Origin of the sequence: Xanthomonas phaseoli pv. dieffenbachiae, assembly GCF_008639345.1 — a bacterium.
GTDB lineage: Bacteria > Pseudomonadota > Gammaproteobacteria > Xanthomonadales > Xanthomonadaceae > Xanthomonas > Xanthomonas phaseoli.
In genome coordinates this window covers 1,680,302-1,705,373 of record NZ_CP041380.1, presented here as the reverse complement: position 1 = coordinate 1,705,373, position 25,072 = coordinate 1,680,302, and the positions used below count along the sequence as shown (strand labels likewise).

Below are 25,072 nucleotides of genomic sequence, written 5' to 3'. Positions count from 1 at the left end.
GATTCATCCTGGGCGCTCACAGAAGCCGCCACGACCACATTTTCTGGAATACTGCACGCATGAACGAGCTTAACCACTTGCTTGAAAACAACCGCGCCTGGTCCGAGCGTATCCGCCGCGAGGATCCGGAATTCTTTTCCAAGCTCTCGACCCAGCAGACCCCGGAATATCTGTGGATCGGCTGCTCCGATTCGCGCGTGCCTGCCAACCAGATCATCGACATGGCGCCGGGCGAGGTGTTCGTGCACCGCAATATCGCCAACGTGGTGGTGCATACCGATCTGAATTGCCTGTCGGTGATCCAGTTCGCGGTGGATGTGCTCAAGGTCAAGCATGTGCTGGTGGTCGGCCATTACGGCTGTGGCGGCGTGTTCGCCAGCCTGACCCAGAAGCGCATGGGCCTGGTCGACAACTGGATCCGCCATGTCACCGACGTGGCCGACAAGCACGAAGCCTGCCTGCACAACGCGGGCGAACTGTCGGTGCAGCACGCGCGCCTGTGCGAGCTCAACGTGCTCGAACAAGTGGTCAACGTGTGCCGCACCACCATCGTGCATGACGCCTGGGAGCGTGGCCAGCAATTGAGCGTGCATGGCTGGGTCTACAGCCTGCGCGATGGCCGCGCGCACGACCTGGGCATGTCGATCGACCGCCCCGAGCTGCTGCAGGAACGCTATGACGCAGCGCTGGCGCAGATCCGGGCAGATCACACCGAGCGCTGAGCCGTACGCACACGTGGCCGGCCGCAGCGTCCATCGGACATCGGCGGCCGGCTGAGCCGGATATCTTCTTTGCCGAGAAACGTCGATGCTGATCCCGCCAATCAACCTGCACGCCTGGATCGAGGAACACCGCCACCTGCTCAAACCGCCGGTGGGCAACAAGTGCATCCAGCAGGATGGCTTCATCATCATGGTTGTCGGCGGGCCGAACGCGCGCACCGACTATCACTACGACGAAGGCCCGGAGTGGTTCTTCCAGCTCGAGGGCGAAATGGTGTTGAAGGTGCAGGACGAGGGCGTGGCGCGCGACATCCCGATCCGTGCCGGCGAAGTCTTTCTGCTGCCACCCAAGGTGCCGCATTCGCCGCAACGCGCGGCCGGCTCGATCGGCCTGGTGATCGAGCGCGAGCGCCTGTCCACCGAGCAGGACGGCCTGCAATGGTATTGCCCGCAGTGCAATCACAAGTTGTATGAAGCGATGTTTCCGCTGAAAAACATCGAAACCGACTTCCCGCCGGTGTTCGATCGCTTCTACCGCTCGCTCGCGCTGCGCACCTGTTCGCAGTGCGGGCATCTGCATCCTGCGCCTGAGCGCTATGCCACCGTCGAGGATTGACAGCCTAATGGCATGCGATCGCGCACAGCAGGTGTGGCGCTCGCATGCTCTGAAACCGGCACCATGCTGCGCGCACTGATCGACCTCAAACCGCGCGACGTGCCCTTGCGCGTCGCGCTGCGCAACACCGCTGCAGTCGTCCTGCCGCTGGCGGTCGGCGTGGCGACCGGGCAGGTTGCTGCCGGTTTGGCGGTGTGCAGCGGCGCGCTCAATACCATGTTCTCCGACCAGCCCGGGCCGTATCGTGCGCGTCTGCAACGCATGTTGATGGCAGCCCTGGCGGCCGGCCTGGCTGCCTTGCTCGGCATCTGGGTCGGCCACAATACGCCGGCGCTGGTGCTGGCCGGCCTGTTGCTCGGCCTGGGCGGCGGCTTGCTGGTGGCGCTCGGTCCGGTGGCCGCGCGGGTGGGCCTGACCAGCATGATTCTGCTGGTGGTCAGCGCAGACATGCGGCTGCCGGTGCAGCAGGCACCCGGTGTGGCCGCGCTGATTTTCGCTGGCGGCCTGCTGCAGGTGGTGCTGGCGTTGGCGGCGTGGCCGCTGCAGCGTTATCGCCCGGAACGCTTTGCCTTGGCGGACCTGATGCGCCAGCTGGCCGGCATCGCGCGGCAGCGCCCGGATGCCAGTGCAGCGCCGCCGGCCACGCAGGAAGTGCTCGACGCGATGGTGATGCTGCACGGCGAGCATCGCTCGCGCGCGATCGCGGTGCAGAGCTTTCGCATCATCGCCGAGCTGTGCGATCGCGTGCGGCTGGAGCTGCTGTCGTTGGCCGATGCCGAGACGCGCCTGACCGACTCTCAGGCGCGCCCGGCGATCGAACGGGTGCTCGAGCGCAGCGCCATCGTGCTGGAACAGCTCGCGCACGCGATGACCATGGGCGAAGACCCGCAGGCAGCCAATGCCTCGATGACCGGGTTCGACGATCTGGTCGGCGCCTTGGCACAGTTTCAGCACGACAACGCCGACACGCGCGAACGCCGCCTGGTGCGTGTCGCCGTCGCGCGTGCGCAAGGCCTGGGCGGCCAGCTGCGCGCGCTGGTCCGCAACGCGCACTGGGCCAGCAGCCGTGGCGAAATCCAGGCGCAACTGGCCGAAGCGCGCCTGCCGTCGGCGCTGCGGCCGGCCGCGACCTGGGCCACATTGCGCGCGAATCTGGACCTGTCGTCGGTCGCCTTCCGGCACGCGTTGCGTTGCGGCGTGTGCCTGGCATTGGCCATCGCTTTCCAGCGCTGGCAGCACATTCCGCACGGCTTCTGGATTCCGATGACCACCGCCATCGTGCTCAAGCCCGATTTCGGCGGCACCTTCAGCTTTGGCGCGTTGCGCGTGGCCGGCACCTTCGTCGGGCTATTGCTTGCCACCTTGCTCGCGCATCTGGCCATGGACGGCGCCAGCGTCCGCATGGCCCTGCTGGCGCTGTTTTGCCTCGGGTTTCGTTTGCTGACACAGGTGAACTACGGCATCGGCGTGGCGTTCTTGACCGGCATGCTGGTGCTGCTGCTGTCCTTCGAAGGGGTTGCACCGGGCGAAGCGGTCGGCGCGCGCCTGCAGGCGACAGTGGCCGGCAGCGCGCTGGCGCTGGTCGCCTACGCGATGTGGCCCACGCGCGAACGCCGGCAGATTCGCGCCTCGCTGGCGCAGTTGCTCAGCGCATATCGCGACCACCTGCGCCATGTGCTGCTCGGCCAGATGGAGGGCCTGAGCGATACGCGTGCCGCCGCGCGTGTTGCACGCACCAATGCGCAGGCCTCGATCGAGCGTTTGCGTGGCGAACCGCGCAGCCGCCGCAACCTGCAGGAGCTCAAGCTGGCCGAATCGCTGCTGGCCAATGGCAACCGGCTGATCCGCGCCAGCTTGTTGCTGGAAGCGGCGCTGCGCGATGGCCATCCGTTGCCCACGCTGGACGCGTTGCCCATCTTTGCGCAGCAGGCCGATGAGGCGCTGTCTGCGGTAATCGACTGCCTGCGCACTGGCGGCACCCCTGCCGCGGCGACCTTGCGCAACGCCGAGCGCCAGCTTTCCGATGCGTTGGCCGCATTGCCCGACAGTTCCCCGACCACCGCCGCGCTGGCCGACACCATCGACCGCGTCACCGACAGCATCGGCACGCTCACCCACCTGCTGCGCCCCGCCCGACCGGCCTCGGCCGATGCGCCGGCCGTGCATGACGGCGTGCACGATGCCGGCAGGTAAACTGCCGCCCTGATCCGTGTTGCGAGCCCGACGATGACCGACCTGCTGTCCCGCGCCCATGCTGCTGCACTGGATGCCGCCGACCCACTGCGCAACCTGCGCGATGCGTTCGTGTTCCCGCAACACGGCGATGGCGATCAGACCTATTTCGTCGGCAATTCGCTTGGCCTGCAACCGCGCGCAGCACGTGCGATGGTGGAGGAAGTGCTCGACCAGTGGGGCGCACTGGCGGTGGAAGGTCACTTCACCGGCCCGACCCAATGGCTGACCTACCACCAACTGGTGCGCGACGGCCTGGCGCGCGTGGTCGGTGCGCAACCCGGCGAAGTGGTGGCGATGAACACCCTCAGCGTCAATCTGCATCTGATGATGGCGAGCTTCTATCGCCCCACTGCCGAGCGCGGCGCGATCCTGATCGAAGCCGGCGCATTTCCATCCGACCGCCACGCGGTGGAATCGCAGTTGCGCCTGCACGGGTTGGACCCGGCCACGCATCTGATCGAAGTGGACGCCGACGAACCCAACGGCACCGTGTCGATGACGGCAATTGCCGAGGCCATCGCGCAGCATGGCCCGCGCCTTGCCCTGGTGCTGTGGCCGGGCATCCAGTACCGCACCGGGCAGGCCTTCGACCTGGCCGAGACCGTGCGGCTGGCGCGCGCGCAGGGCGCGGCGGTGGGTTTCGATCTGGCGCATGCGGTGGGCAATCTCCCGCTGACCCTGCACGACGACGGCGTGGATTTCGCGGTGTGGTGCCACTACAAATATCTCAACGCCGGTCCTGGCGCGGTGGGCGGTTGCTTCGTGCACGCGCGGCATGCAAAGAGCGACCTGCCGCGCATGGCCGGCTGGTGGGGACACGAGCAGCAGACCCGCTTCCGCATGGACCCGCAGTTCGTGCCCTCGCCCGGTGCCGAAGGCTGGCAGCTGAGCAATCCACCGGTGCTGGCGCTGGCACCGCTGCGCGCCTCGCTGGCAGTGTTCGACCAGGCCGGCATGGCTGCATTGCGCACCAAGTCCGAACAGCTCACCGGGCATCTGGAGCAGTTGATCCACGCGCGGGTGCCGCAGGTGCTGCAGATCGTCACCCCGGCCGAACCGGCACGACGCGGTTGCCAGCTCTCGCTGCGGGTGGCCGGCGGACGCGCACAGGGACGCGCGCTGTTCGAGCATCTGCACGCGGCCGGCGTGCTCGGCGACTGGCGCGAACCGGACGTGATCCGGATTGCGCCTGTGCCGCTGTACAACCGTTTCAGCGATCTGCACACCTTCGTGGAGCAGGTGGAAGCCTGGGCGGCTGCTTGAGCGCGGCAGTCTGACTGCAGTGCCACCAGCACGCCTGTACGGCACGCGCAATCGCCGCGCGCCCACGTACACTCCCAGCCCGCCCGGCGTTGCTGTCAGGGTCGCCGTCGTTGCCAGTCGCTGTCTTCCCCTTTTCGCCGGCGCTGCGTCCGGCTGCTTCCGGACATTGCATTGAGCCCAGTTTCTCCGCGTTCCCTGACCCTGATCGGCGCCGGCCTGGCCGGTTGTCTGCTGGCCATCCTGCTGTCGCGTCGCGGCTGGCAGGTCACCGTGTACGAACGGCGTGGCGACCCGCGCATCAAAGGCTACGAGTCCGGCCGCTCGATCAACCTGGCGCTGGCCGAACGCGGCCGGCATGCGCTGCGCCAGGCCGGTGCCGAAGATGCGGTGATGGCCAAGGCGGTGATGATGCGTGGACGCATGGTGCACCCACTGGTCGGGCAACCGCAGCTGCAACGCTACGGGCGCGACGACAGCGAGGTGATCTGGTCGATCCACCGCGCCGCGCTGAATGTCGCCCTGCTCGATCTGGCCGAACAGGCCGGCACGCGCGTGCATTTCTACCGCCGCCTGCATACCGTGGATTTCGACGCCGGCTATGCGCGCTTCATCGACGACCGCGACGACCAGCCGCACGAGATCCACTTCCAGAGCCTGATCGGCAGCGATGGCGCCGGCTCGGCCTTGCGTGCGGCGATGCAGCGCAAATCGCCGCTGGGCGAACGCACCGAATTCCTCGATCACTCGTACAAGGAACTGGAAATTCCACCGCAGCCGGGTGGCGGATTCCGGATCGAAGGCAACGCACTGCACATCTGGCCGCGCGGGCGCTACATGTGCATTGCGCTGCCCAACGATGGCGGTACGTTCACCGTCACCCTGTTTTTGCCCAACGCCGGCGAACCGAGCTTCGCCACCACGCGGACCGGCGATGAAGCATTCGCCTTGTTCGCACGCGATTTCCCGGACGCGTTGCCGCTGATTCCCCAGCTTAAGGAGCATTGGGAAGAGCATCCGCCTGGGCTGCTCGGCACCCTCACCCTGGATCGCTGGCATCTGGATGGCCGCGCATTGCTGATCGGCGACGCCGCCCATGCGATGGTGCCGTTCCATGGGCAAGGCATGAATTGCGCGTTCGAAGATTGCGTGGCGCTGGCAGATCAGCTGGACGCGCACGACGACCTCGCCAGCGCGTTCGCGGCGTTCGAAGCTGCGCGTCGCGACGATGCGGCCGCCATCCAGCAGATGGCGCTGGAGAACTACCTGGAAATGCGCGACCGCGTCGACGACCCCGACTTCCTGCTGCAGCGCGAGCTCGAACAACAATTGCAGGCGCGCTGGCCCACCCGCTTCGTGCCGCACTACACCATGGTGACGTTCCTGCGCACGCGCTATTCGATTGCGCTGGCGCGCAGCGAGATCCAGCGCGAGATCCTGGTGCAGGCCACGCGCGGGCACAGCGATCTGTCGCGCATCGACTGGGCCGCCCTGGAAGCGGTTGTGCACGCACGCCTGGAGCCGCTGGACGGCGCGCATTGACGCCTGCCAGGCGCGGACGGCATGAATGCTTGAGAGGGCGACGGTGACGCGCCGGCTTGCGATGGGCGCCCGGTCGAATGCCTTTTCGGCGCGATGCCTACCGCTGCCAGGCCCTTGCAACCGCTCCATGGGTGGTCGCTAGGACCGGGCAACGCCGCACCCTGCCCGCTTCGCGAATGCTTCGCCGCTGGAGGTGGCTCGCCTGCCGCACGGCCACGCCTTGGAGCGGCTAACACAACGTAGCGAGCAGTCGTCAGGTGTGCGCGGACGGTGCGCTCAGAACCGCAGTGTACGCGTGGTACATGCCGATTCCGAGCACCGGCCGCACCCGCCTGGCGGCTGCGCAGTGGTTTTGTTGGCTGCTCTTGGCGTGACGTTGCCGCGATGAGGGATACTGGGCGGCATCGGCAGCGCATACGCCGTGCGCTGCGCATCTGGATGTCGCACCCGCATGCCTGACAGCTTTCTGTTCTACGACCTGGAAACCTTCGGCCAGGATCCGCGCCGCACCCGCATCGCACAGTTCGCTGCGGTGCGCACCGATGCGCAGTTGCGCGTGATCGAAGAGCCCATCAGCTTTTTCGTGCAGCCGGCCGACGATCTGCTGCCCTCTCCGTACGCCACGATGGTCACCGGCATTACCCCACAGCACGCGCTGCGCGAGGGCGTCACCGAAGCCGAGGCGTTCGCCCGCATCGCCGAACAGATGGGCCGGCCGCAGACCTGCACGCTGGGCTACAACTCGATCCGCTTCGACGACGAATTCGTCCGCTGCGGCCTGTTCCGCAATTTCTACGACCCGTACGAGCGCGAGTGGCGTGGCGGCAATTCGCGCTGGGACCTGCTGGATGTGCTGCGAATGGTACATGCGCTGCGCCCGGACGGCATCGTCTGGCCACGGCGCGACGATGGCGCTACCTCGTTCAAGCTGGAGCATCTGGCCGATGCCAACGATGTGCGCGAAGGCGATGCGCACGAAGCCTTGTCGGACGTGTACGCCACCATCGGCATGGCGCGCAAATTCCAGCAGCACCAGCCAAAGTTGTGGGACTACGCGCTGCGCCTGCGCGACAAGCGCTTTGCCGCCACCTTGCTGGATGTCATCGCGATGCAACCGGTGCTGCATATCTCGCAGCGTTACCCCGCCTCGCGCCTGTGCGCTGCGGCGGTGTTGCCGCTGACGCGCCACCCGCGCATCGACAGCCGCGTGATCGTATTCGATCTGGAGGGCGACCCGGAGGTGCTGTTGCGGCTGAGCCCCGACGATATCGCCGACCGCCTGTACATCCGCGCCGCAGATCTACCGGAAGGCGAACAGCGCATTCCGTTGAAGGAAGTGCATCTGAACAAGTCGCCTGCGCTGGTGGCCTGGCAGCATCTGCGCGCTGCAGACTTCGAGCGCCTGGGCGTGGATCACGACGCGGTAGTGGCCAAGGCGGCACGCTTGCGTGCATTGGGCCCCGAACTTGCCGAGAAGGTGCGCCAGGTCTACGGCAGCGAACGCGCCGCGGCCACGGCGGTCAACGATGCCGATGCCTCGCTCTACGATGGATTTCTGGCCGAAGGCGACAAACGCCTGCTTGCGCAGGTCCGCGCCAGCGCGCCGGACGAACTGGGCGCGCTGGAAGCGCGCTTTCGCGATCCGCGCCTGATCGAACTGCTGTTTCGCTACCGCGCGCGCAACTGGCCGCAGACCCTCTCGTTCGAGGAACAGGAGCGCTGGAACGTGTATCGCCGCCAGCGCCTGCTCGAAGATCGCGGCCTGGGCGAAGTCACCCTGGAGCAATACCACGCGCAGATCGCGGATTTACGGCGTACTCACCCCGACGATGCTACCAAGCAAGCCCTACTCGACCAGCTCGCCGCCTGGGGTTCGGACCTCCAACGCACGCTATGACCACCTATTTTTCCGACGCCAGCTTTAAGTTCCTGCGCGCCCTGGCCCGCCACAACGACAAGACCTGGTTCAACGACCATCGGCATCAGTACGAGGCGCATGTGCGCCAGCCGTTCCTGCAGCTGATCACCGATCTGCAGCCGGCACTGGCACAGGTCAGCGAGCACTATCGCGCCGATCCCAAGACCCAGGGCGGCTCGCTGTTTCGCATCTATCGCGATGCGCGATTTTCCAACGACAAGTCGCCGTACAAGAACTGGCAAGGCGCGCGCCTGTTCCATGAGCGCCGCCGCCAGATGCCGGCGCCCTCGTTCTATATCCATCTGCAGCCGGGCGAAAGTTTTGTCGGCGCCGGCCTGTGGCATCCGGAGCCGGACACACAGCGCAAGCTGCGCCAGTTCATTTTCGACCACCCCGGCAGCTGGAAGGCCGCCGCGCACAACCCGAAACTGCTGCGCAAATTCACCATGGACGACAGCGAAAAGCTGGTGCGCGCACCGCGAGGGTTCCCCAACGACTTCGAGTTCATCGACGATCTCAAGCACCGCAACTGGGCGTATCTGCGTCACCTGGGCGACAGCATCATGACCGGGCCGCGACTGCGCCAGACCATCGAGGCAGACCTGGCGATCCTGGCGCCGTTCGTCGATTACCTGTGTGCGGCCTTGGACCTGGAATTTTGATGACCCAGGATCTACCGCTTGGCCAGCAGCGCCGGACGCTGGGCCGTACCAAGCTATTGGTTTCGCCGATCGGTCTGGGGTGTTCCGGCTTTTGGGGTCACCGGCGCTTCGACGAAGGCGCCGCCGCACGGGTGGTCGAGCATGCGCTGGCGCAGGGCGTGAACCTGCTCGACACCGGCCACAACTACTCCGCTTTCCATGCGGAACCGCGTCTGGGACGGATCCTGCGGCCCATGCTGGCGCAGCGTTCACGGGATTCGCTTGTCGTGTCCAGCAAGGGCGGTACGTTGACCGGACAGGCCGGTATCAGTGGTGCCGAACAGCGTGACTTCTCTGCTGCGGCGATCACGGCCAGTTGCGAAGCATCGTTGCGCAATCTTGGCTTGGACTATCTCGACATCTACCAGCTGCATGGCGCCAGCGAGCACGACATCAACGACGACCTGCTGCTGGCCATGCAGCGCCTGCGCGAACGTGGCCTGATCCGCCACACCGGCATCAATACGCATTCGGCATCGACCCTGCGCTGGATGATCGCCAACCCTGACGTCTTCGATGTGGTGCTGCTGGACTACAACGCGCTGCAGCAGGACCGTGAACCGCTGATCGATCAGCTGCACAGCGCGGGCATCGGTGTACTGGCCGGTACCGTGCTTGCACAGGGCCACCTCTTGCCCGCGCGTGCGCGCCTGCCGCGTCTGGCCGACGCCTGGTATCTGGCGCGCGCCTGGCTCAAGCCCAGCAGCCGTACGTTGATGCACTGCGCGCGGGCCATGCGCCGCGCAGTGGCGTCGATCGATAGCCAGCGCCCCGCGCAAACGGCATTCGCTTACGTCCTGCAGCACCCGGGCGTGTCCAGCGGCATCCTGGGCACCACGCGCATCGGCAATCTGGATGAAGTGCTTCAGACCCGCACACACGCGCTGGACGCCGCCCAACGGCAACGTCTGGTCACCGCCTTCGGCGATGGCCGCGGCTCTCCCAGCCACTGACCTTCACCTGCGGCGATCACGATTGCGGCAGTCTGGGCGCCATGAAAAAAGCCATCGGCATCCTCATCGCTGTCTTGCTGACCGTCACTGCATGGTGGTTCGGCGGGCCTTACATGACCATGCATGGCCTGTCCAAGGCCATCGAGCAACGCGACACCGCTGCACTGGAACGGTATGTCGACTTCCCGCGGGTGCGCAGTAGCCTGCGCGCCCAGCTCGACGACTATCTGGTGCGGCAAGCCGGTCCAGACGTCGCCGCCAGTCCGTGGGGCACGTTGCTGTATGGCCTGGGGAACCAGCTCGGTGGTGCAGCGGTGGATGCGCTGGTGACGCCGATCGGCATCGGCGCGCTGTTGCAGGGGCATGTGCTGTGGAAGCGCGGTCGCAATGAACTGCAGGGCGGCGATCCCTTCGGCCCTACCGAGCCAGCGCGACCGCTGAAAGACGCCAGACACCGCTTCGAGGCGCTGGACCGCTTCGTGATCGACGTCGAACGCGCGCCCGGCGAACCACCGCTGAAGGTGGTGCTGGAACCACAGGGGCTGCGCTGGAAGGTGGTGGACCTGCAGCTGGGGATGTCACCGACGCCATGATGCAGGTCCAGTGATGCGGCCGCCTTCGCTTTACCCTTCGTTGGCCACGCCGTGCGGCACATGCCCGGCGGCCACGTGCTGATGCTGACGCGCACTGTCGATGTTGTGCTGCGAGTCGTCGAAGAAGATGTCCGCACCAAATGCCTGCAGGAACGGGCCCTTATGACGCCCGCCCAGGAACAGCGCCTCGTCCAGGCGCACGCCCCACTCGCGCAAGGTGCGGATCACCCGCTCATGCGCCGGCGCCGAGCGTGCGGTGACCAGCGCCGTGCGGATCGGCGAGGCCTGACCCGGTGGAAAGGCCGCCTGCAAGGTGTGCAGCGCCGACAGGAAATTACGGAACGGCCCCACCGACAGCGGCTCGCGTGCGCGTTCGCGCTCGTGACGTCCGAAGGCTTCCACGCCCTGCTCGCGCGAGATGCGTTCGCTCTCGTCGCCGAAAATCACCGCATCGCCGTCGAAGGCGATCCGCAGCTGCGTCGACAAACGGCTTTCGTCGTTGTCCACAATTGCCGCCGCGGCCTCGGCGCGTTCTCCCAGTGCGCGCGGCATGATGGTCGCCGCCGCGATGCCATGGCTCAGGGCACGCCGCACCGATTCCGGATTGGCCGAGAGAAACAGATCGGTCCCGAATGGCTTGACGTACGGCCAGGTCGGCTCGCCCGAGGTGAAGGTCGCACGCACGATGCCCAGGTTGTAATGCTGGATCGAGTTGAAGATGCGCAGACCGGTATCGGCGGAATTGCGTGACAGCAGGATGACTTCCACCCGCGGCGCGTCCTCGGGCACATCGTGATTGAGCGCCAGCAGCTTGCGCACCACCGGGAACGCAACGCCAGGTTGCAGGATGTCGTCCTCATGCTCGCGCTGGAACGCCGAATACGCCTCCACTCCATCGGCCTCGAACAGTGCATGGCCTTCTTCGAGATCGAACAGGGCGCGCGAGGTCACCGCGACGGTCAATAACCTTGGGGAGTTGTCGGGCATTGGGGGGCCGGGATTCGTGATTGGGGATTCGGGATTGGTTTGGAGCGGCGATCGAGAAGGTGAGATCAGGCGTTGAACGACGTGCGCTGCATCGTAGCGGGTCGGCCCGCTCATAGGCGGGTGGCAAGACATGCCGTTGACGTTACCAATCCCGAATCCCCACTGCCCAATCCCCGCCCCTCACACCGCAAACTGCTCGCTGAAGATGCGCTCTTCCAGATTGTGTTCGGGATCGAACAACAGCGTGACCTGGCGCTGCGTGGATTCGCGGATGGTCACTTCGACCACATCGCGGATTTCGTGCGAGTCGGCGGTGACGCTGACCGGGCGCTTGTACGGGTCGAGCACGCGGAAGCGCACTTCGGTATCTGCCTTGAGAATGGCGCCGCGCCAGCGCCGCGGGCGGTACGGCGCGATCGGCGTCAGCGCCAGCGTATGCGAGCCCAGCGGCAGGATCGGCCCGTGTGCGGAATAGTTGTACGCCGTGCTGCCGGCCGGCGTGGCCACCATCACGCCATCGCCGATCAGCTCGGCGATGCGGGTCTGGCCGTTGAGATCCACGCTCAGATGCGCGGCCTGCCGGGTCTGCCGCAGCAGCGAGACCTCGTTGTAGGCCAGCGAGCCGGCACTGGCACCGGATTCGGTCTGCACCTGCATCTCCAGCGGCCGTAGATACGCCGGTTCGGCGCGCTGCAGGCGCTCGAGCAGGTCGTCCTCGTTGTCGCGGTACTGGTTCATCAAAAAGCCGACCGAGCCCAGCTTCATGCCGAACACCGGCTTGTCGGAGGCGCCATGGCGGTGCAGCGTCTGCAGCATGAACCCGTCGCCGCCCAGCGCACAGACGATGTCGGCGCTGTCCAGGGCATGGTCGCCATAGCGCTGCGTAAGGCGCGCGCGCGCGGCCACCGCCGGCTCGGCGGGGCTGGCAAGAAAAGCGATGCGAGGTGATGCGGTCATCGTTGACTCCAGAACGTGCGAATCAGCATACCGCAGCCCTGTGCCGGGCTTGTTGTGGGTGCGTTGCGATCATGCCCGCCGGTTCTCCGCGTGCACGGCAGCGGTCGCGTCGTCGCGAGCACGCGCTGCTGAGCCTGTACGCATGGCACCTTGGCAACTGCGTGCGCTGGCGCCTAGGCGAGCCAAGCCGGCGCGCCGTCGGACGCAAACGGCGCGAACTCAGGCGGTCAACCGCCAGGCGCGATGAATGCGCGCATGCCGCTCGAAATCCGGGTCGATGGTGCGCGGGCTGATTTCTTCGCACTGCGCGAATTCCGCCACCGCTTCCTCGTCCAGCTTGAAGCGACGGAAGTTATTGGAGAAATACAGCACGCCACCCGGCGCCAACCGCGCCACCGCCGCGCGCAAAAGACGTACGTGCTCGCGCTGGATATCGAAATCTTCCGCGCGTGCAGAGTTGGAGAAGGTCGGTGGGTCGCAGAAGATCACATCGAAGTGCGCACGCTCGGCTTCCAGCCAGGCCAGTGCATCGGCCTGCACCAGCTTGTGCTTGCTGCCGGCCAGCCCGTTCAATGCAAGATTGTCGGCGCACCACTGCAGGTACGTTGCCGACAGATCCACGCTGGTGGTGGACGCTGCACCGGCCACTGCCGCTTCCACGCTGGCCACGCCGGTGTAGCAGAACAGGTTGAGGAAACGGCGCCCCCTGGACTGCTGCGCCATGGTGCCGCGCAGTGGGCGATGGTCCAGGAACAGCCCGGTATCCAGATAATCGAACAGGTTCACGCGCAGCAGCGCGCCGTGTTCGCGCACGTGGACGATTTCGTTGCGCTGTTCGAAGCGGCCATACTTGCTGCCGCCCTTGCCGCGCTCGCGCGACTTCAGCGCCACGCGCTCGGCAGGCACCTCGAAGACCTCGCGTGCGGCGGCCAGCAATTCGTTGAGACGACGGCGCACATCGGCCTCGGGAATCGTCGCCGGCGCTGCGTATTCCTGCACATGCAGGAAGATGCGCCGGTCGCCGTCGGCCTGCTGGTACACGTCGATGGCGGCCGAATATTCCGGCAGGTCGGCGTCGTAGGCGCGGAAACATTCGATGCCTTCGCGCGCGCGCCACTTCTTGAATTTCTGCAGATTCTTGCGCAGCCGGTTGGCCACCATCTGCGCGCCTTCGCTGAGCGCGGTGGGCGCTGCCAGCGGGGTGCGTCGCGGCACCGCGATCGGGTCGCAGACGATCAACGCGCATTCGATCGCGCCGTTGAACAGCTGGTATTTCTTGCCGGCGCGCAGGCCGGTGGCATACGCCAGCTCGGCATTGCCGCACAGCAGGCTGGCACGCCACTTCGGCACGACGCGCTGCAAGGTGTCGCCCAGGCGGCGATACAGCGCCGCATCGGCGGCCAGGCGCTCGTCGTAGGGCGGATTGCACACCACCACGCCGGTGGCCTGCGGCGGCGTCTGCAACTCACCGACCTCGCGCACGCCGAACCAGATCGCCTCGGCCACGCCGGCCACTTGCGCGTTCTCTTTCGCGGCGCGGATGGCATGCGGATCCATGTCGCTGCCGTGGATCACCTGCTTGAGCGCAGCACGGCCGACGCTTTCGCGTTCGCGCGCCTCAGTGACCAGCTGCTGCCAGGTCTCGCGGTCGAAACCGCGCCAGCGGCTGGGTATATCGCTGCCGTAGCGCTGCAGACCCGGCGCGACGTCGGCGGCCATCAGCGCGCCTTCGATCAGCAGCGTGCCGCTGCCGCACATCGGGTCGAGCAAGCCGCCGCCATCGGCATGGGCGCGCGGCCAGCCGCCACGCATCAAGACCGCTGCGGCCAGATTTTCCTTCAACGGCGCTTCGTTTTGCGCCATGCGCCAGCCGCGGCGATGCAGCGGGCCGCCGCCCAGGTCCACCGAAAGGGTGGCGCGGCCTTTGCGCAGCGACAGGTTCAGGCGCAGGTCCGGGTGTTCCACGTCCACCGACGGGCGCTCCAGGCCCTGCCGGCGCATGGTGTCCACCACCGCGTCCTTGATGCGCTGCGCCGCGTAGCGGGCGTGGGTGATGGCGGTCCCGGACACGTGCGCGTCAACCGACAGCGTATGCCCCACCGACAGGTGCGCCTCCCATGGCAGTTCGGCCACGCCGGCGTACAGCGCGTCTTCGTCCGGGCAATCGAATTCGGTCAGCGGCCACAGCACGCGGCTGGCCAGGCGCGACCACAGCACGGCGCGCTGCGCATCGCGCAGTTCCCCTTCGACGTTGACGCCGGAAATAGTGGCGGTGGCCTTGCTGGCGCCGAGCGCGAGCAGCTCGTCGGCAAGCAGGTATTCCAGGCCCTTGGCGCAGGATGCGAAGAATTTCACGTAGGCAGGTATCGATAAAGACGCTGGCCGCGGCGGCGAGCGTGAAAGCAGGACAGCGGGCCGGCGCCTGGGTAGGCAATGCCGCGGCCGCCGTGGACGGGCCGCAAATGGTCGGCCATCGCGGCCGGCATTACCAGCCCGGCGCCCGGATCGCCCGCCGCACGGTTCACCAGGGCGCCAGCCGCCACTGCGCCTGCGCGGTGTCCAGGCGCTGCTGCAGGCCCAACCGTTGCAGGAAGGCCGCATCGTGCGAGGCGACCACCAGCGCACCCTGGTGGCGACGCAGCAGCGCCTCGATCGCTTCCACCGAGGCCAGATCCAGGTGGTTGGTCGGCTCGTCCAGCAACAGCAGTTGCGCCGGCCGTGCCCGGTACAGCGCGCAGGCCAGCGCCGCCTTGAGTCGCTGGCCGCCACTGAGCTGGCCGCAGGGTAAGTCGGCGCGCGCCTGGTCCAGCCCCAGCAGCGCCAGGCGCAGCCGCTGCACGTGGGCTGGCGCAGCCGGGTTTGCCTCCTGCAGCTGCGCAACGGCCGAGCGCGCCGGGTCCAGCAGCGCCAGGTCCTGATCCAGATACGCCACCGGCACGTGCACCCGGCAATGCCCCGCGCTGGGCTGCAGGCGCCCGGCCAGCAGCTGCAACAATGTGGATTTGCCACTGCCGTTCGGGCCGACCAACCCAATCCGCGACCGTCCCTGCAGCAGCAGATCCACCCGCCGCCCGCCCAACCGCGCGTGCGCCACTTCCACCTGCCGCAGTGTCGCCAGGCGCCTTAGCGTGTTGGCCGGCAAGGTCGGCGCCAACACAGCGATCGCCGGATCGACCTGCACCTGCGCTGCAGCCTGCACTACTGCCTCGCGCAGCCGCGCCTGTTCGGCCCGACCTTGCTGTTGCAGCCGGCCTGCGCTGACTTCGCTGCGTTGCCTCTGCCCGCCAAGCGGGATCGCGGCCTGATTGGCCTGCCCCGCAGTACACGCGCCGCGTGCCTGGCGCTGCTGTTGACGCTGCAGCTGCGCGCGCAACACCTGCTCGCCGCGTGCGCGTGCATGTTTGCGCTGGGCCAGCAGATCGCTGGCGGCCTGCTGCTCGCTCGCGCGCTGCTGCGCATAGAACGTGTAATTGCCGCCGTAGCTGCGCAGCCCCTGTCCTGACAACTCCAGGATGCGCTGCATCGCCTCGAGCAAGCCGCGGTCGTGGCTGATCACCAGCAAGCCGCCGCGCCACGCCAGCAATTGATCCATCAGCCGCCGGCGTTGCGGACCATCCAGGTGATTGCCGGGCTCGTCCAGGATCAGAACATCCGGCTGGCTCATAAACGCACCGGCAAGCGCCACGCGCATCGCTTCGCCGCCGCTCAGTTGCGCGGCCGGTGCATGCGGATCGCGTCCACCCAGGCCTTGCCGTTCCAGTTCGGCGGCAAAGTGCTCGTGCGCAGTCCAGCGCTCGCCCACGCATTCAAAATCGGCGGGCGCCACACTGCCGGCGGCGATGCGGTCCAACGCATCCAGCAGCGGCGCGACACCGGCCAGGTCGGCAATGCGCTGGCCCGGCACAACGCTCACCCGTTGCGGCAGGTAATGCACGCTGCCACTGCGCACGCACCGTCCGGCACTGGGAAGCAGCTCGCCGGCCAGCAAGCGCGCAAGTACGCTCTTGCCCACGCCATTGCGCCCGACCAAGCCGGTCGCGCGTTGGTCGATATGGATGTTCAGATCGGAAAACAGCGGGCTGCCATCGGTCAGCGCATACGCAACGCCTTCCAGCGTCAGCGACGGACAGGTCATACGGGTCTCCATTGCATGCCAGCACACGTGCCGATCCAAGCGGACCAGCAGCGGGTCAGGCCGTCATCACGACGGCGGCATCAATGGCGCATCGGACCAATCCTCAAAAGATGAAGCGCGCCCAGTCTAACCCGCTGCGCTGGCAGCGACACCCGCGCAACAGGCCCGGCGCATGCAGCCGGCGCTCAACCCAGCCCGAACGCCGGGGGGTAAGAGACATCGGCCAGCGGCAGCAGCCGGTCGCCGAAGGCCAGGGCTTGCAATTCCGATGCAGGCACTCCGGGCAACACCAGGCCAGGTTCGACCGCAAAGCCCAAGCGGCGAAAAAACGCCGGCTCGCCCAGCGCCAGGCAGCCTGCGGCGCCGCGCTCGCGCAACGTGGCAAGCGCGGCCTGCACCAGCCGCGTCCCCAGTCCTTGCCGTTGATGGCCAGGCCCCACGGCCAGCGGGCCAAGCGCGAACCAGCCGGGCGAATCGTCCGACAACGCCACCGGCGAGACGGCCAGATGCCCGACCACGTAGCCGTCGTGGTCGGCGACCAACGACAACGCCAGGGCGCCGTCCTGGCGCAAACCGGCAATCACCTGGTGCTCGTCATGCCGGCTGTGTTCGGCGCGCATGAAGGCCACCATGGTCAGCAGTTCGATGGCAGCGGCGTCGCCTTCGGTGGCTTCGCGGATCAACACGTTCATCGCTGGCACCGCGCGCGGCCATCGCTGGGAACCGTGCGCATCACAGGCTCTGCAACAACTCTGCGAACGCTCGTGCCGACGCGTCGACGTGCGAGGCCAGGCGATGGTCGTCGTCGACCAGCAGCAGGCGCGCATGCCTTGCCTGCGCCCAGGCGATCACGTCGGCGGCCGGAATCAGCTCGTCGCGCCAGGCATGCACGATCGAGATCGGCACCGGTGCGGCGTCCAGCACCGGCATCGGGCCCATCTTGGTCGGCGGCACCATCAAAAATAGGCCGCGCGTGGGCACCTGCAACGACACCATCCCGGCGATATACGAGCCCAGGCTGGAACCGACCAGCACCACCGGCCCCTTCTCGGCCGCCGCCCGCGCAATGTCCAGCAGGCGCTGCAGCCGGCCTCGCACGTCGCCCAGCGTACTCACCTCGCGGCGTGCATCCAGGTCGGTGTAATCGGGGCGCTCATGGGTCCAGCCCAACTGCTCGGCCACGTTGGCCAGCGCGGTCACCTTCAAGGCGTCCGGGCCACTTTCGAAGCCGTGCGAGAGGATGCAATGGCCGCGACTCATAACGCCTGCACCGTGTCGCCGATGCGCAGCACGCCGCCGCGCAAGACGCGTGCGCACAGCCCACCGTGGCCGCGCATGGCGTTGTAGCCGCCCGCACCCAAGGCATCTTCCATGCGCGAACATGGGTCGCACGGGTCGGTGCCTTCCAATTCAATGTCACCGATTCGGAATCGCCGCCCTTTCAGCGCGATCAACGGAATGCCGGACACCACCAGGTTGCGCCGCAGCGTCGCCGGGGCCATGGTGGCCTGTCCTGACAGCGCCGCGATCACCGGTAAATGCTCGGCCTGGATCAGGGTCACGCCGCGCTTGCCGCTGCCACCCTTGTAGCGGTCTCCCACAAGGCCAATACCGGTGCTGACCTGCGCCACGTCCACCTCCAGCATCGCCACGTCACGCGCCGGACGCACGCCGATCCAGGTCACCTGACCGGTCTGTGGCAGCGTCGCCATCAATTTGCCCAGGGGGCTGTCGGGATTCAAAGCCATCGGGCAATGCTAGCATCCGCTCCATGTCCGATGCCGTCTTGCCGTCGCCGCCAATCACCTACGCGCCGCTGTGCTACGAATCGCGGTTGGCCAAGCGCGCGCTCACCCAGATCGACATGGTGGTCATCCATTGCACCGAATTGCCGGACATGGCGATGGCGCGCGAATACGGCGAACGCGTGCTTTATGACAGCGGCACCGGCAACAGCGGGCATTACTACCTCGATCGCAACGGCAGCATCCAGCAATACGTCGCGCTGGAGCGCGTCGCGCATCATGTGCGCGGCCACAACCCGCATACGCTGGGCATCGAACTGGTCAACCGCGGCCGTTATCCGCACTGGCTGGATTCGCGGTATCAGCAGATGACCGAACCGTATCCCGAAGCCCAGATCGCCGCGCTGATCACCTTGTTGCAATGGCTGCAGCAGCAGTTGCCTTCGGTGCGGCGCATCGCCGGCCATCAGGCGCTGGATACCACCCAGGAAGCCGCCAGCGACGACCCGGCCCGCAAAATCCGGCGCAAGCTCGATCCCGGCCCGCTGTTCCCGTGGCCGCGCATCGAAGCGGCGGTCAGCTGGTCGCACGCGCCGCGTTAGAAGGCGTTTTAGAAACCGGACCACGCGCCCCTCGCGGCATGTGTTTGCCGGTCTTCATCCAGCGATTACAAAAGCGTGCGCAACCCATTGCACAGGTATGACGGGAGCGGGATCGGCAGCCACTCGGCAAACCGCGCGTGCGGCCGCGCGCAGCCTGGATCTGCAGTCCTAGATCTGGCATGCCGATTTCAGCGTTGCGGTCTTGGCGAAGAACATCGGCCAGAAAACACTCCGGCTCATGCACCTTAGCTACAGCCAGTGACGAGGCACTGCGTTACGTCGGTCATGCCCGGTCATGCCCGGGCGCGCCCGACAGCGCAGACAGCGCAGACAGCGCAGACAGCAGCGACACGCGATTCAACCTGCGTGCCCGCCGCGCCCTCGAAAGACAGCGTCGCCCGGACAACACGCACGTGACAGCTCTCGGATGCTTGGGTGACCCATCGCAAACACCTCTTCCTTCGCACACCGTCCGCCCGTTGCCGCGCACTCAACGCTCGGTTGCACGGTAGGTCTTCTCGCCGGCATTCACTGCCACGTCCAAGCGGTTTTCAGGCGGCGCAATGGGGCAGACCACATGGGGCGTCAGTGCGCATGGCGGGTTTTCGGCCAGGTTGAAATCCAGGACCACCTGACCATCGCGGGGCGCTGCGGCAAACAGATAACGCGCGCCGCCATAGCTTTCCTTGCCGCTGGTGCGGTCGGCGAACAGGAAGAACAGGCCCTGGCCATCCTCCTGCAGCAGCGGCCGCAAGCGGTAGTGATGGCCGTTGCGCGAAAACACGGCTTCTCCCGGCACCTCCACGGTGAGCGGCGTACCGATCGAGGTCAGCAAGGTGGTCGTGCGCGGCGTGGGATAGGGTTGCCATTGCGCCTGGATGCGCCACTGCGGGTCGGTGGGGAAATATTCCAGCCCGTCGAACTGCGTCAGCGCCGGCGCTGCCGGGTCGCGGAAGCGCCAGCCGTACAAGGCGCCGGTTTGCACCAGGTAGAACTGCCGGCCGCCCACGTCCAGCCGGTCGCCGCGCTGCCCGGCCTGCTCTGGTTGCAGAGGTACGTCGCCGATGCGCTGCCCGTTGAGCGTCACCGCGGCGGAGCCATCTGCGCGAAAGCGTATTTGTCCCGCAGCATCCAGCGTCAGTTGCCCCAGCTGCGCAGGGCCGGCAGGCAGGACGATATCGCTGTGCGGATCGCTGCCCACACGGTACTGGCCGGCGCGCACGCGCCCCGAACCGGTATAGCTCAGCCACCCGTCGGGCGCACGCAGCTGCCTCAACCGCTCCGCACGCGCCTGTTCCAGCGCGACCTCGTACGCATCGTGCTGCGCCGCATTTCGATGCGCGGCAACAGGCGTATCGCTGACATCGGCGGAGGATTCCGCCGAACAGGCAGCCAGCGTCCACACCGCGACGCACAGCGCGCCAACCCGTAACTGCAACCGCATGGCTCACCCAGCACTGCAAGAAACTGCGCTCCGCGCAGCGAACCTGCGTCCCCACAGGTCACCGTTCCTGCCGCCATTGTGCCTGCAATCAGGCGCCGGTCGCGACCGGACGCGAGGCGTCTTGCAGCCAACCGCTCCAGGAACCGGCGTAGACGCGCGCTCCTGATAACCCGGCCACTTCCAGTGCCAGCAACAGATGGCATGCCGTCACGCCGGATCCGCACATCACCACCGCCTGCTCGGGCCGGTACGCACCCAACAATGCGGACAACTCGGCGCGCAGTTCGGCAGCTGGCTTGAAGCGGCCATCACGCAGGTTCAGCCCCAGCGGGCGACTCACCGCTCCGGGCACGTGCCCGGCCACCGGGTCGATCGGCTCGACTTCGCCACGGAAACGCTCGCCTGCGCGCGCGTCCAGCAACCAGCCCGGCGCCTGCTGCAGGCGCTGCACGATCTGCTCGGCATCCACCACCGCGGCGGCATCGAAATGGCCGGGATACGCGGCGCCGCTGCGCAAGGCGGGTGATTCGGTGCTTTCCGCAAAGCCAGCCGCGCGCCACGCGGACAGTCCGCCGTCCAGCACCGCCACCCGGCGATGGCCCATCAGCCGCAACATCCACCACGCGCGTGCCGCCGCCATGCTGCCATCGGCCGCGTCGTAGACAACGACCTGGCTCTGCGGATCGATGCCCCATTCGCCGAGGCGCCCTGCAAAGGCCTGGCTATGCGGCAACGGGTGCCGCCCCTGCGCCGGCCGCGACAGATCTGCAAGGTCGTGGTCAAGATCGGCATAGTGCGCGCCGGGCAGATGCCCCTGCGCGTACGCCTTGCGCGCTGCGTGCGGGTCTGGCGCGGTCGGTGGCGCGGCACGCGCATCCAGCAGACGCAGCTGTGGATGCTGCAACGCGGCCGAAAGCGTGGCGGCATCGACCAACGTGGTCCAGTTCGGATCGGCACTCATGCAACCTGCTCCAGGCGACGACGAAGATTGAGAAGAATGGCGGCGGTGGCGCCCCAGATGCGGTGGGCAGGCCAGTCGTATTCGAGCACGCGCCGCGGGCGTCCGCGGAACTCCAGTTCCACACTGCGCAAATTGTCCGGGTCCATCAGATAGGCCAGCGGCACTTCGAAGACATCGGCCACTTCATCCGGCTGCGGCACCGCCACGAACGCCGGGTCGATGACCGCCACCACCGGCGTCACCCGAAATCCGCTCACCGTCACAAACGGATCCAGATACCCGATCGCATGCACATGCTGCGCGCCCAGCGCGATTTCTTCGCAACTCTCGCGCAGCGCCGCGGCGGCAGCATCGGCATCGGACGGCTCCATCCGCCCGCCGGGGAAGCTGACCTGCCCGGCGTGATGGCGCAGGCTGTCGGTGCGCCGCGTCAGCAACACCGTCGTGCCCTGTTCGCGCGGCACCAGCCCGCACAGCACTGCCGCTTCGGCAGACGCGTCGCCGTCGGTCAGGTCGATCAGCTCGGCATGGTTCCAACCCGGCCCGGCCGGCGCGGTATCCAGCGGATACAGCGCCCGCCTCAGCTGCGCGTATTCGGGCAGCCGTGCCGTCAGCGCGCGTGCGGGCAGCACCGTGTGCAGATAGTCCTGGCGTTCGGCGTCGCTCATGCTCATCCAGCGTGCAATTTCATCCAGGCTGCGCAAGCAGCCGACGCAGTGCGACTGCGCGTCCAGCGAACATACACCGATACACGGACTGGGCAGAGGGCCGGCAGCCAAACCGGGATCCGCGTCGGATCCGACATCGTTGCCGCTCATCGCTGGGTCCTGCGGCCGCTGCATCGTTGCATCGTTCTCTTCAGACAATCGCCAGACCAAAACGACAACGCCGGCCTGGTGGCCGGCGTTGTCGCAGCAACATCACATGCAATTACTTGACGCTGACCAGCTTGATCTCGAACTGCACGGCCACGTTCGGCGGGAACGGGGTACGCGGGTCGGCACCGTAGGCCTTTTCCGGCGGCAGGGTCACTTCCCACTTCGAGCCGGCCGGCATCTGCAGCAGCGTGTCGCGCATGGCCTGCATTTCGACTTCGCTGACCTTGATGGCCGGGATCTGCTGCGCCGGACGTGCCTTCTCGCGGTCGCCGAACGGGAACGGACCGGCCACTTCCAGCTGCACGGTGCTGGCCTGGGTAGGCTTGGCGCCCTTGCCGGCTTCGATCACGCGGTACTGCACGCCGCTCGGCAGCGTCTGCACGCCGGCGGTGCTCTTGTTCTTGGCCAGGAACGCATCGCTCTTGGTCTTGTTGGCTGCAGCGGCCTTGTCGTACTCGGCCTTGGCCTGCTGGGCACGGCCCTGCTCGCGCTTCTGGAACGCTTCAACGGCCGGCTTCAGCTGGTCGGCAGTGATCGCCGGCTGCTTCTTGGCATAGGCGTCCTGCAGACCCTTGACCACCGAGTTGATGTCGAGCTGCTCGCCGCGACCGGTAAGCTCGGCAAGGTTGTTGCCGTAGTCGTAGCCGAAGTAATAGCTCAACTTGCCCTTCTCGGACGTCGTGTCCTGGGCCAGTGCATTGCCCGTCAGGGCCAGGGCCGCCACAGCGACCGCGATAGAACGCAACTTCATCAAACAATTCTCCAGGGTGGTGGCACAGGACGGGTCTGCCGCCTGAGATGACGCGCTAGGATAGCGGCCGCGATACCGAACCGCTACTTATCGCGAAAGCTAGGACCAGCAAGGCTTTTGGAAGTTCCGTGTTTACTATTTTTTTACGTTCGTAAGGGTTCACATGTCCAATCACGTCATTCTGATCGCCGATCACGCCAGCGTCCGGACGATTACGGTCAACCGGCCGGACAAACTGAACGCATTGAACCAGCAGACCATGCAGGCACTGGATCGGGCGTTCCAGGACGCAGCCGCTGCGGACGATGTCCGTGCCGTCATCCTCACCGGCGCCGGCCCAAAGGCCTTCGTGGCGGGCGCGGATATCGCGGAAATGAATGATCTGTCGGCGATTGAAGGCCGCGAATTCTCGTTGCTGGGCCAGCAGCTGATGCGCCGGATCGAGCGCATGCCCAAGCCGGTGATCGCGATGATCAATGGCTTTGCGCTGGGCGGCGGCCTGGAGCTGGCAATGGCGTGCCACCTGCGCATCGCCGCAGCAACAGCGCGCCTGGGGCAACCGGAAATCAATCTCGGCCTGATCCCCGGCTTTGGCGGCACCCAGCGCCTGCTGCGTCTGACCGGTCGCGCCGCAGCGTTGGAACTGTGCCTGCTCGGCCTGCCGATCGACGCAGCCCGCGCACTCCAGCTTGGCCTGGTCAATCGCGTGGTCGAGGCCGATGCCCTGCACGAAGAAACCCTGGCGCTTGCGCAACGCCTGGCAACTGCAGCGCCGCTAGCACTGCGCGGCATTCTCGATGCGGTGGTATTCGGCGGCGAATGCGCCATCGAAGAGGGCCTGCAGCTGGAAACCGCGCAATTTGCGTTGTTGTTCGCCACCGACGACATGCGCGAGGGCACGCGCGCATTTCTAGAAAAACGCCCTGCCCAGTTCCGCAATCGTTGATATCGCCATGACGCTCGACCTCATTCCTGCATCGCGTCCGTTGCCGCTACTGTTGTTCGATTGTGTGCAGGCCGACGATCTGGGTCGCGCGCTGGCACTCGGCCTGATGGCGTATCTGCCCGACCCGCAGCACGATGCGCTGGACGCCAACTGCCCGCAGGTCTGCGCCACGTTGCTGAGTGCGCAACGCCGTTTACAAGACGCCTGGGCCGCGCGCGAACGCTATCGCGCGCGCGCGGCGCGCCTGCAACGCCGCGCCGCCGAACGCGATGCGCGCAGGGCTCCCGCCCCGATAACCAGCCAACCGGCAACGCCCGCGCTGCCGCCGCTGGCCGCTGCCATCCTGGCGCGCGCGAAGGCGAAGGCCGCTGGCGGAGCGCAGCCATGAACACCCCTCAGGCAACGGTACCGGCGCGTCGCGGCAGCAGCATGCGCAAGCCCGAAATACAGGAAATGTTCGAGCGCCTGCGCGAACTCAACCCGCACCCCACCACCGAGCTGGAATACACCACTCCATTCGAGTTACTGATCGCCGTGCTGCTGTCGGCGCAAGCCACCGATGTCGGCGTCAACAAGGCGACCCGCAAGCTATATCCGGTGGCCAACACCCCGCGCGACATTCTCGATCTCGGCGAGGAGGGCCTGAAGCGGTACATCTCCACCATCGGCTTGTTCAACGCCAAGGCCAAGAACGTCATCGCCACCTGCCGCATCCTGCTGGAGCGCTATGGCGGCGACGTGCCGCACGATCGCGCCGCGCTGGAAGCGCTGCCCGGCGTGGGCCGCAAGACCGCAAATGTGGTGCTCAACACCGCCTTCGGCGAGCCCGCCATGGCCGTGGACACGCATATCTTTCGCGTTTCCAACCGCACCGGTCTTGCGCCAGGCAAGGACGTACGCGCCGTCGAAGACAAGCTGGTCAAGGTGATTCCGGCCGAGTTTCTGCACGATGCGCATCACTGGTTGATCCTGCACGGACGCTACGTCTGCAAGGCACGCAAACCAGATTGCCCGGGCTGCGTCATCCACGATCTGTGCCGCTACCGCGACAAGACGCCACCGACGCCTGAGCGGCAGACAAAAACCAAGGGCTGATGCAGCAGTAGCGCCGAAGTAACGACGCAAC

At 66.7% G+C, this 25,072-nt stretch carries 25 protein-coding genes and 1 other RNA gene; 13 read left to right on the top strand and 13 right to left on the bottom strand.

Annotated features, from left to right (window positions below; genetic code table 11):
• Nucleotides 1-59 precede the first annotated feature (59 nt).
• The 5 genes from can to FLG15_RS07835 all read left to right on the top strand — a co-directional run bounded on the left by can (nucleotide 60) and on the right by FLG15_RS07835 (nucleotide 6,375).
• Nucleotides 60-722, top strand: coding sequence for a carbonate dehydratase (gene can / locus FLG15_RS07855; RefSeq protein ID WP_007966275.1), 663 nt, complete (start codon nucleotides 60-62; stop codon nucleotides 720-722).
• 85 nt (nucleotides 723-807) lie between these two features.
• Complete coding sequence (locus tag FLG15_RS07850; protein WP_007966273.1) at nucleotides 808-1,338, top strand: 3-hydroxyanthranilate 3,4-dioxygenase; 531 nt, start codon at nucleotides 808-810, stop codon at nucleotides 1,336-1,338.
• Between the two features lie 12 nt (nucleotides 1,339-1,350).
• The gene (locus FLG15_RS07845; RefSeq protein WP_150145790.1) at nucleotides 1,351-3,531 is read left to right on the top strand and encodes an FUSC family protein; all 2,181 of its coding nucleotides are present in this window, start codon (nucleotides 1,351-1,353) and stop codon (nucleotides 3,529-3,531) included.
• 33 nt (nucleotides 3,532-3,564) lie between these two features.
• The gene (gene kynU / locus FLG15_RS07840; RefSeq protein WP_057677721.1) at nucleotides 3,565-4,836 is read left to right on the top strand and encodes a kynureninase; all 1,272 of its coding nucleotides are present in this window, start codon (nucleotides 3,565-3,567) and stop codon (nucleotides 4,834-4,836) included.
• 171 nt (nucleotides 4,837-5,007) lie between these two features.
• Nucleotides 5,008-6,375 carry an FAD-dependent oxidoreductase gene (locus FLG15_RS07835; protein WP_057677720.1) on the top strand — a complete coding sequence of 456 codons (1,368 nt, stop codon included), beginning with the start codon at nucleotides 5,008-5,010 and terminating at the stop codon, nucleotides 6,373-6,375.
• A 227-nt stretch (nucleotides 6,376-6,602) separates the two neighbouring features.
• On the opposite strand, the gene FLG15_RS07830 is transcribed toward FLG15_RS07835, so the two are convergent.
• Nucleotides 6,603-6,679, bottom strand: a non-coding RNA gene (locus FLG15_RS07830) — sX9 sRNA.
• A gap of 147 nt (nucleotides 6,680-6,826) precedes the next feature.
• Here FLG15_RS07830 and sbcB point away from each other — a divergent pair.
• From sbcB to FLG15_RS07810, 4 genes are read left to right on the top strand one after another with little or no spacing between them, the layout of a single operon-like run.
• The gene (gene sbcB, locus FLG15_RS07825) at nucleotides 6,827-8,272 is read left to right on the top strand and encodes an exodeoxyribonuclease I (RefSeq protein ID WP_057677719.1); all 1,446 of its coding nucleotides are present in this window, start codon (nucleotides 6,827-6,829) and stop codon (nucleotides 8,270-8,272) included.
• Nucleotides 8,269-8,955: a DUF2461 domain-containing protein gene (locus tag FLG15_RS07820; protein WP_057677718.1), complete on the top strand. Its 687-nt coding sequence runs from the start codon at nucleotides 8,269-8,271 to the stop codon at nucleotides 8,953-8,955. The genes sbcB and FLG15_RS07820 overlap by 4 nt, the downstream gene beginning before the upstream one ends.
• The gene (locus FLG15_RS07815) at nucleotides 8,955-9,947 is read left to right on the top strand and encodes an aldo/keto reductase (RefSeq protein WP_057677717.1); all 993 of its coding nucleotides are present in this window, start codon (nucleotides 8,955-8,957) and stop codon (nucleotides 9,945-9,947) included. Before FLG15_RS07820 ends, FLG15_RS07815 begins: the two co-directional genes overlap by 1 nt.
• 41 nt (nucleotides 9,948-9,988) lie before the next feature.
• A complete protein-coding gene (locus FLG15_RS07810; protein ID WP_017155869.1) occupies nucleotides 9,989-10,540 on the top strand; it encodes a DUF2939 domain-containing protein in 552 nt (183 codons plus the stop codon).
• A 30-nt stretch (nucleotides 10,541-10,570) separates the two neighbouring features.
• Here the strand turns inward: FLG15_RS07810 and FLG15_RS07805 are convergent, their stop codons facing one another.
• From FLG15_RS07805 to FLG15_RS07770, 8 genes are all read right to left on the bottom strand, one after another.
• Nucleotides 10,571-11,527, bottom strand: a complete 957-nt coding sequence (locus FLG15_RS07805) for a 5'-nucleotidase (protein ID WP_007966260.1) — start codon at nucleotides 11,525-11,527, stop codon at nucleotides 10,571-10,573.
• A gap of 180 nt (nucleotides 11,528-11,707) precedes the next feature.
• Nucleotides 11,708-12,484, bottom strand: coding sequence for an NAD kinase (locus tag FLG15_RS07800; protein ID WP_017155868.1), 777 nt, complete (start codon nucleotides 12,482-12,484; stop codon nucleotides 11,708-11,710).
• Nucleotides 12,485-12,703: 219 nt separating this feature from the next.
• Nucleotides 12,704-14,839, bottom strand: coding sequence for a bifunctional 23S rRNA (guanine(2069)-N(7))-methyltransferase RlmK/23S rRNA (guanine(2445)-N(2))-methyltransferase RlmL (gene rlmKL / locus FLG15_RS07795; protein WP_150145788.1), 2,136 nt, complete (start codon nucleotides 14,837-14,839; stop codon nucleotides 12,704-12,706).
• Nucleotides 14,836-15,027, bottom strand: a complete 192-nt coding sequence (locus FLG15_RS07790) for a hypothetical protein (RefSeq protein ID WP_057677715.1) — start codon at nucleotides 15,025-15,027, stop codon at nucleotides 14,836-14,838. Before FLG15_RS07790 ends, rlmKL begins: the two co-directional genes overlap by 4 nt.
• A complete protein-coding gene (locus tag FLG15_RS07785; RefSeq protein WP_057677714.1) occupies nucleotides 15,006-16,619 on the bottom strand; it encodes an ABC-F family ATP-binding cassette domain-containing protein in 1,614 nt (537 codons plus the stop codon). Before FLG15_RS07785 ends, FLG15_RS07790 begins: the two co-directional genes overlap by 22 nt.
• A 185-nt stretch (nucleotides 16,620-16,804) precedes the next feature.
• Nucleotides 16,805-17,311, bottom strand: a complete 507-nt coding sequence (locus FLG15_RS07780) for a GNAT family N-acetyltransferase (RefSeq protein ID WP_057677713.1) — start codon at nucleotides 17,309-17,311, stop codon at nucleotides 16,805-16,807.
• A gap of 40 nt (nucleotides 17,312-17,351) precedes the next feature.
• Nucleotides 17,352-17,879, bottom strand: coding sequence for an alpha/beta hydrolase (locus tag FLG15_RS07775; RefSeq protein ID WP_017159140.1), 528 nt, complete (start codon nucleotides 17,877-17,879; stop codon nucleotides 17,352-17,354).
• Complete coding sequence (locus tag FLG15_RS07770) at nucleotides 17,876-18,367, bottom strand: MOSC domain-containing protein (RefSeq protein WP_057677712.1); 492 nt, start codon at nucleotides 18,365-18,367, stop codon at nucleotides 17,876-17,878. The genes FLG15_RS07775 and FLG15_RS07770 overlap by 4 nt, the downstream gene beginning before the upstream one ends.
• A 23-nt stretch (nucleotides 18,368-18,390) precedes the next feature.
• Here FLG15_RS07770 and FLG15_RS07765 point away from each other — a divergent pair, with 23 nt between their 5' ends.
• Entirely contained in the window at nucleotides 18,391-18,966 is a 576-nt protein-coding gene (locus tag FLG15_RS07765; RefSeq protein WP_017155861.1) for an N-acetylmuramoyl-L-alanine amidase, read from the top strand.
• Between the two features lie 490 nt (nucleotides 18,967-19,456).
• Here the strand turns inward: FLG15_RS07765 and FLG15_RS07760 are convergent, their stop codons facing one another.
• From FLG15_RS07760 to FLG15_RS07745, 4 genes are all read right to left on the bottom strand, one after another.
• On the bottom strand, nucleotides 19,457-20,410 hold the full coding sequence (locus FLG15_RS07760) for a DUF1684 domain-containing protein (RefSeq protein WP_057677711.1): 954 nt from the start codon (nucleotides 20,408-20,410) through the stop codon (nucleotides 19,457-19,459).
• 88 nt (nucleotides 20,411-20,498) lie between these two features.
• Entirely contained in the window at nucleotides 20,499-21,371 is an 873-nt protein-coding gene (locus FLG15_RS07755; protein ID WP_057677710.1) for a sulfurtransferase, read from the bottom strand.
• The gene (locus FLG15_RS07750) at nucleotides 21,368-22,189 is read right to left on the bottom strand and encodes a CoA pyrophosphatase (protein ID WP_057677709.1); all 822 of its coding nucleotides are present in this window, start codon (nucleotides 22,187-22,189) and stop codon (nucleotides 21,368-21,370) included. The genes FLG15_RS07755 and FLG15_RS07750 overlap by 4 nt, the downstream gene beginning before the upstream one ends.
• A 112-nt stretch (nucleotides 22,190-22,301) precedes the next feature.
• Complete coding sequence (locus FLG15_RS07745) at nucleotides 22,302-23,000, bottom strand: FKBP-type peptidyl-prolyl cis-trans isomerase (protein ID WP_004429231.1); 699 nt, start codon at nucleotides 22,998-23,000, stop codon at nucleotides 22,302-22,304.
• 163 nt (nucleotides 23,001-23,163) lie between these two features.
• Here FLG15_RS07745 and FLG15_RS07740 point away from each other — a divergent pair, with 163 nt between their 5' ends.
• Genes FLG15_RS07740 through nth form a run of 3 tightly spaced genes read left to right on the top strand, consistent with a single transcriptional unit; the run spans nucleotide 23,164 to nucleotide 25,041 of the window.
• Complete coding sequence (locus FLG15_RS07740; RefSeq protein ID WP_057677708.1) at nucleotides 23,164-23,946, top strand: enoyl-CoA hydratase-related protein; 783 nt, start codon at nucleotides 23,164-23,166, stop codon at nucleotides 23,944-23,946.
• Between the two features lie 7 nt (nucleotides 23,947-23,953).
• Entirely contained in the window at nucleotides 23,954-24,334 is a 381-nt protein-coding gene (locus FLG15_RS07735) for a hypothetical protein (protein WP_057677707.1), read from the top strand.
• Nucleotides 24,331-25,041, top strand: coding sequence for an endonuclease III (gene nth, locus FLG15_RS07730; RefSeq protein WP_057677706.1), 711 nt, complete (start codon nucleotides 24,331-24,333; stop codon nucleotides 25,039-25,041). Before FLG15_RS07735 ends, nth begins: the two co-directional genes overlap by 4 nt.
• The last annotated feature ends 31 nt before the right edge of the window (nucleotides 25,042-25,072 follow it).

What these genes read in the sequence shown, in the direction of transcription:
- can (WP_007966275.1), top strand. Translation starts at nt 60, where the DNA reads ATGAACGAGCTTAACCACTTGCTTGAAAACAACCGCGCCTGGTCCGAG.
- FLG15_RS07850 (WP_007966273.1), top strand. Translation starts at nt 808, where the DNA reads ATGCTGATCCCGCCAATCAACCTGCACGCCTGGATCGAGGAACACCGC.
- FLG15_RS07845 (WP_150145790.1), top strand. Translation starts at nt 1,351, where the DNA reads ATGCGATCGCGCACAGCAGGTGTGGCGCTCGCATGCTCTGAAACCGGC.
- kynU (WP_057677721.1), top strand. Translation starts at nt 3,565, where the DNA reads ATGACCGACCTGCTGTCCCGCGCCCATGCTGCTGCACTGGATGCCGCC.
- sbcB (WP_057677719.1), top strand. Translation starts at nt 6,827, where the DNA reads ATGCCTGACAGCTTTCTGTTCTACGACCTGGAAACCTTCGGCCAGGAT.
- FLG15_RS07820 (WP_057677718.1), top strand. Translation starts at nt 8,269, where the DNA reads ATGACCACCTATTTTTCCGACGCCAGCTTTAAGTTCCTGCGCGCCCTG.
- FLG15_RS07815 (WP_057677717.1), top strand. Translation starts at nt 8,955, where the DNA reads ATGACCCAGGATCTACCGCTTGGCCAGCAGCGCCGGACGCTGGGCCGT.
- FLG15_RS07810 (WP_017155869.1), top strand. Translation starts at nt 9,989, where the DNA reads ATGAAAAAAGCCATCGGCATCCTCATCGCTGTCTTGCTGACCGTCACT.
- FLG15_RS07805 (WP_007966260.1), bottom strand. Translation starts at nt 11,527, where the DNA reads ATGCCCGACAACTCCCCAAGGTTATTGACCGTCGCGGTGACCTCGCGC.
- FLG15_RS07800 (WP_017155868.1), bottom strand. Translation starts at nt 12,484, where the DNA reads ATGACCGCATCACCTCGCATCGCTTTTCTTGCCAGCCCCGCCGAGCCG.
- FLG15_RS07785 (WP_057677714.1), bottom strand. Translation starts at nt 16,619, where the DNA reads ATGACCTGTCCGTCGCTGACGCTGGAAGGCGTTGCGTATGCGCTGACC.
- FLG15_RS07780 (WP_057677713.1), bottom strand. Translation starts at nt 17,311, where the DNA reads ATGAACGTGTTGATCCGCGAAGCCACCGAAGGCGACGCCGCTGCCATC.
- FLG15_RS07775 (WP_017159140.1), bottom strand. Translation starts at nt 17,879, where the DNA reads ATGAGTCGCGGCCATTGCATCCTCTCGCACGGCTTCGAAAGTGGCCCG.
- FLG15_RS07770 (WP_057677712.1), bottom strand. Translation starts at nt 18,367, where the DNA reads ATGGCTTTGAATCCCGACAGCCCCCTGGGCAAATTGATGGCGACGCTG.
- FLG15_RS07765 (WP_017155861.1), top strand. Translation starts at nt 18,391, where the DNA reads ATGTCCGATGCCGTCTTGCCGTCGCCGCCAATCACCTACGCGCCGCTG.
- FLG15_RS07760 (WP_057677711.1), bottom strand. Translation starts at nt 20,410, where the DNA reads ATGCGGTTGCAGTTACGGGTTGGCGCGCTGTGCGTCGCGGTGTGGACG.
- FLG15_RS07755 (WP_057677710.1), bottom strand. Translation starts at nt 21,371, where the DNA reads ATGAGTGCCGATCCGAACTGGACCACGTTGGTCGATGCCGCCACGCTT.
- FLG15_RS07750 (WP_057677709.1), bottom strand. Translation starts at nt 22,189, where the DNA reads ATGAGCGGCAACGATGTCGGATCCGACGCGGATCCCGGTTTGGCTGCC.
- FLG15_RS07745 (WP_004429231.1), bottom strand. Translation starts at nt 23,000, where the DNA reads ATGAAGTTGCGTTCTATCGCGGTCGCTGTGGCGGCCCTGGCCCTGACG.
- FLG15_RS07740 (WP_057677708.1), top strand. Translation starts at nt 23,164, where the DNA reads ATGTCCAATCACGTCATTCTGATCGCCGATCACGCCAGCGTCCGGACG.
- FLG15_RS07735 (WP_057677707.1), top strand. Translation starts at nt 23,954, where the DNA reads ATGACGCTCGACCTCATTCCTGCATCGCGTCCGTTGCCGCTACTGTTG.
- nth (WP_057677706.1), top strand. Translation starts at nt 24,331, where the DNA reads ATGAACACCCCTCAGGCAACGGTACCGGCGCGTCGCGGCAGCAGCATG.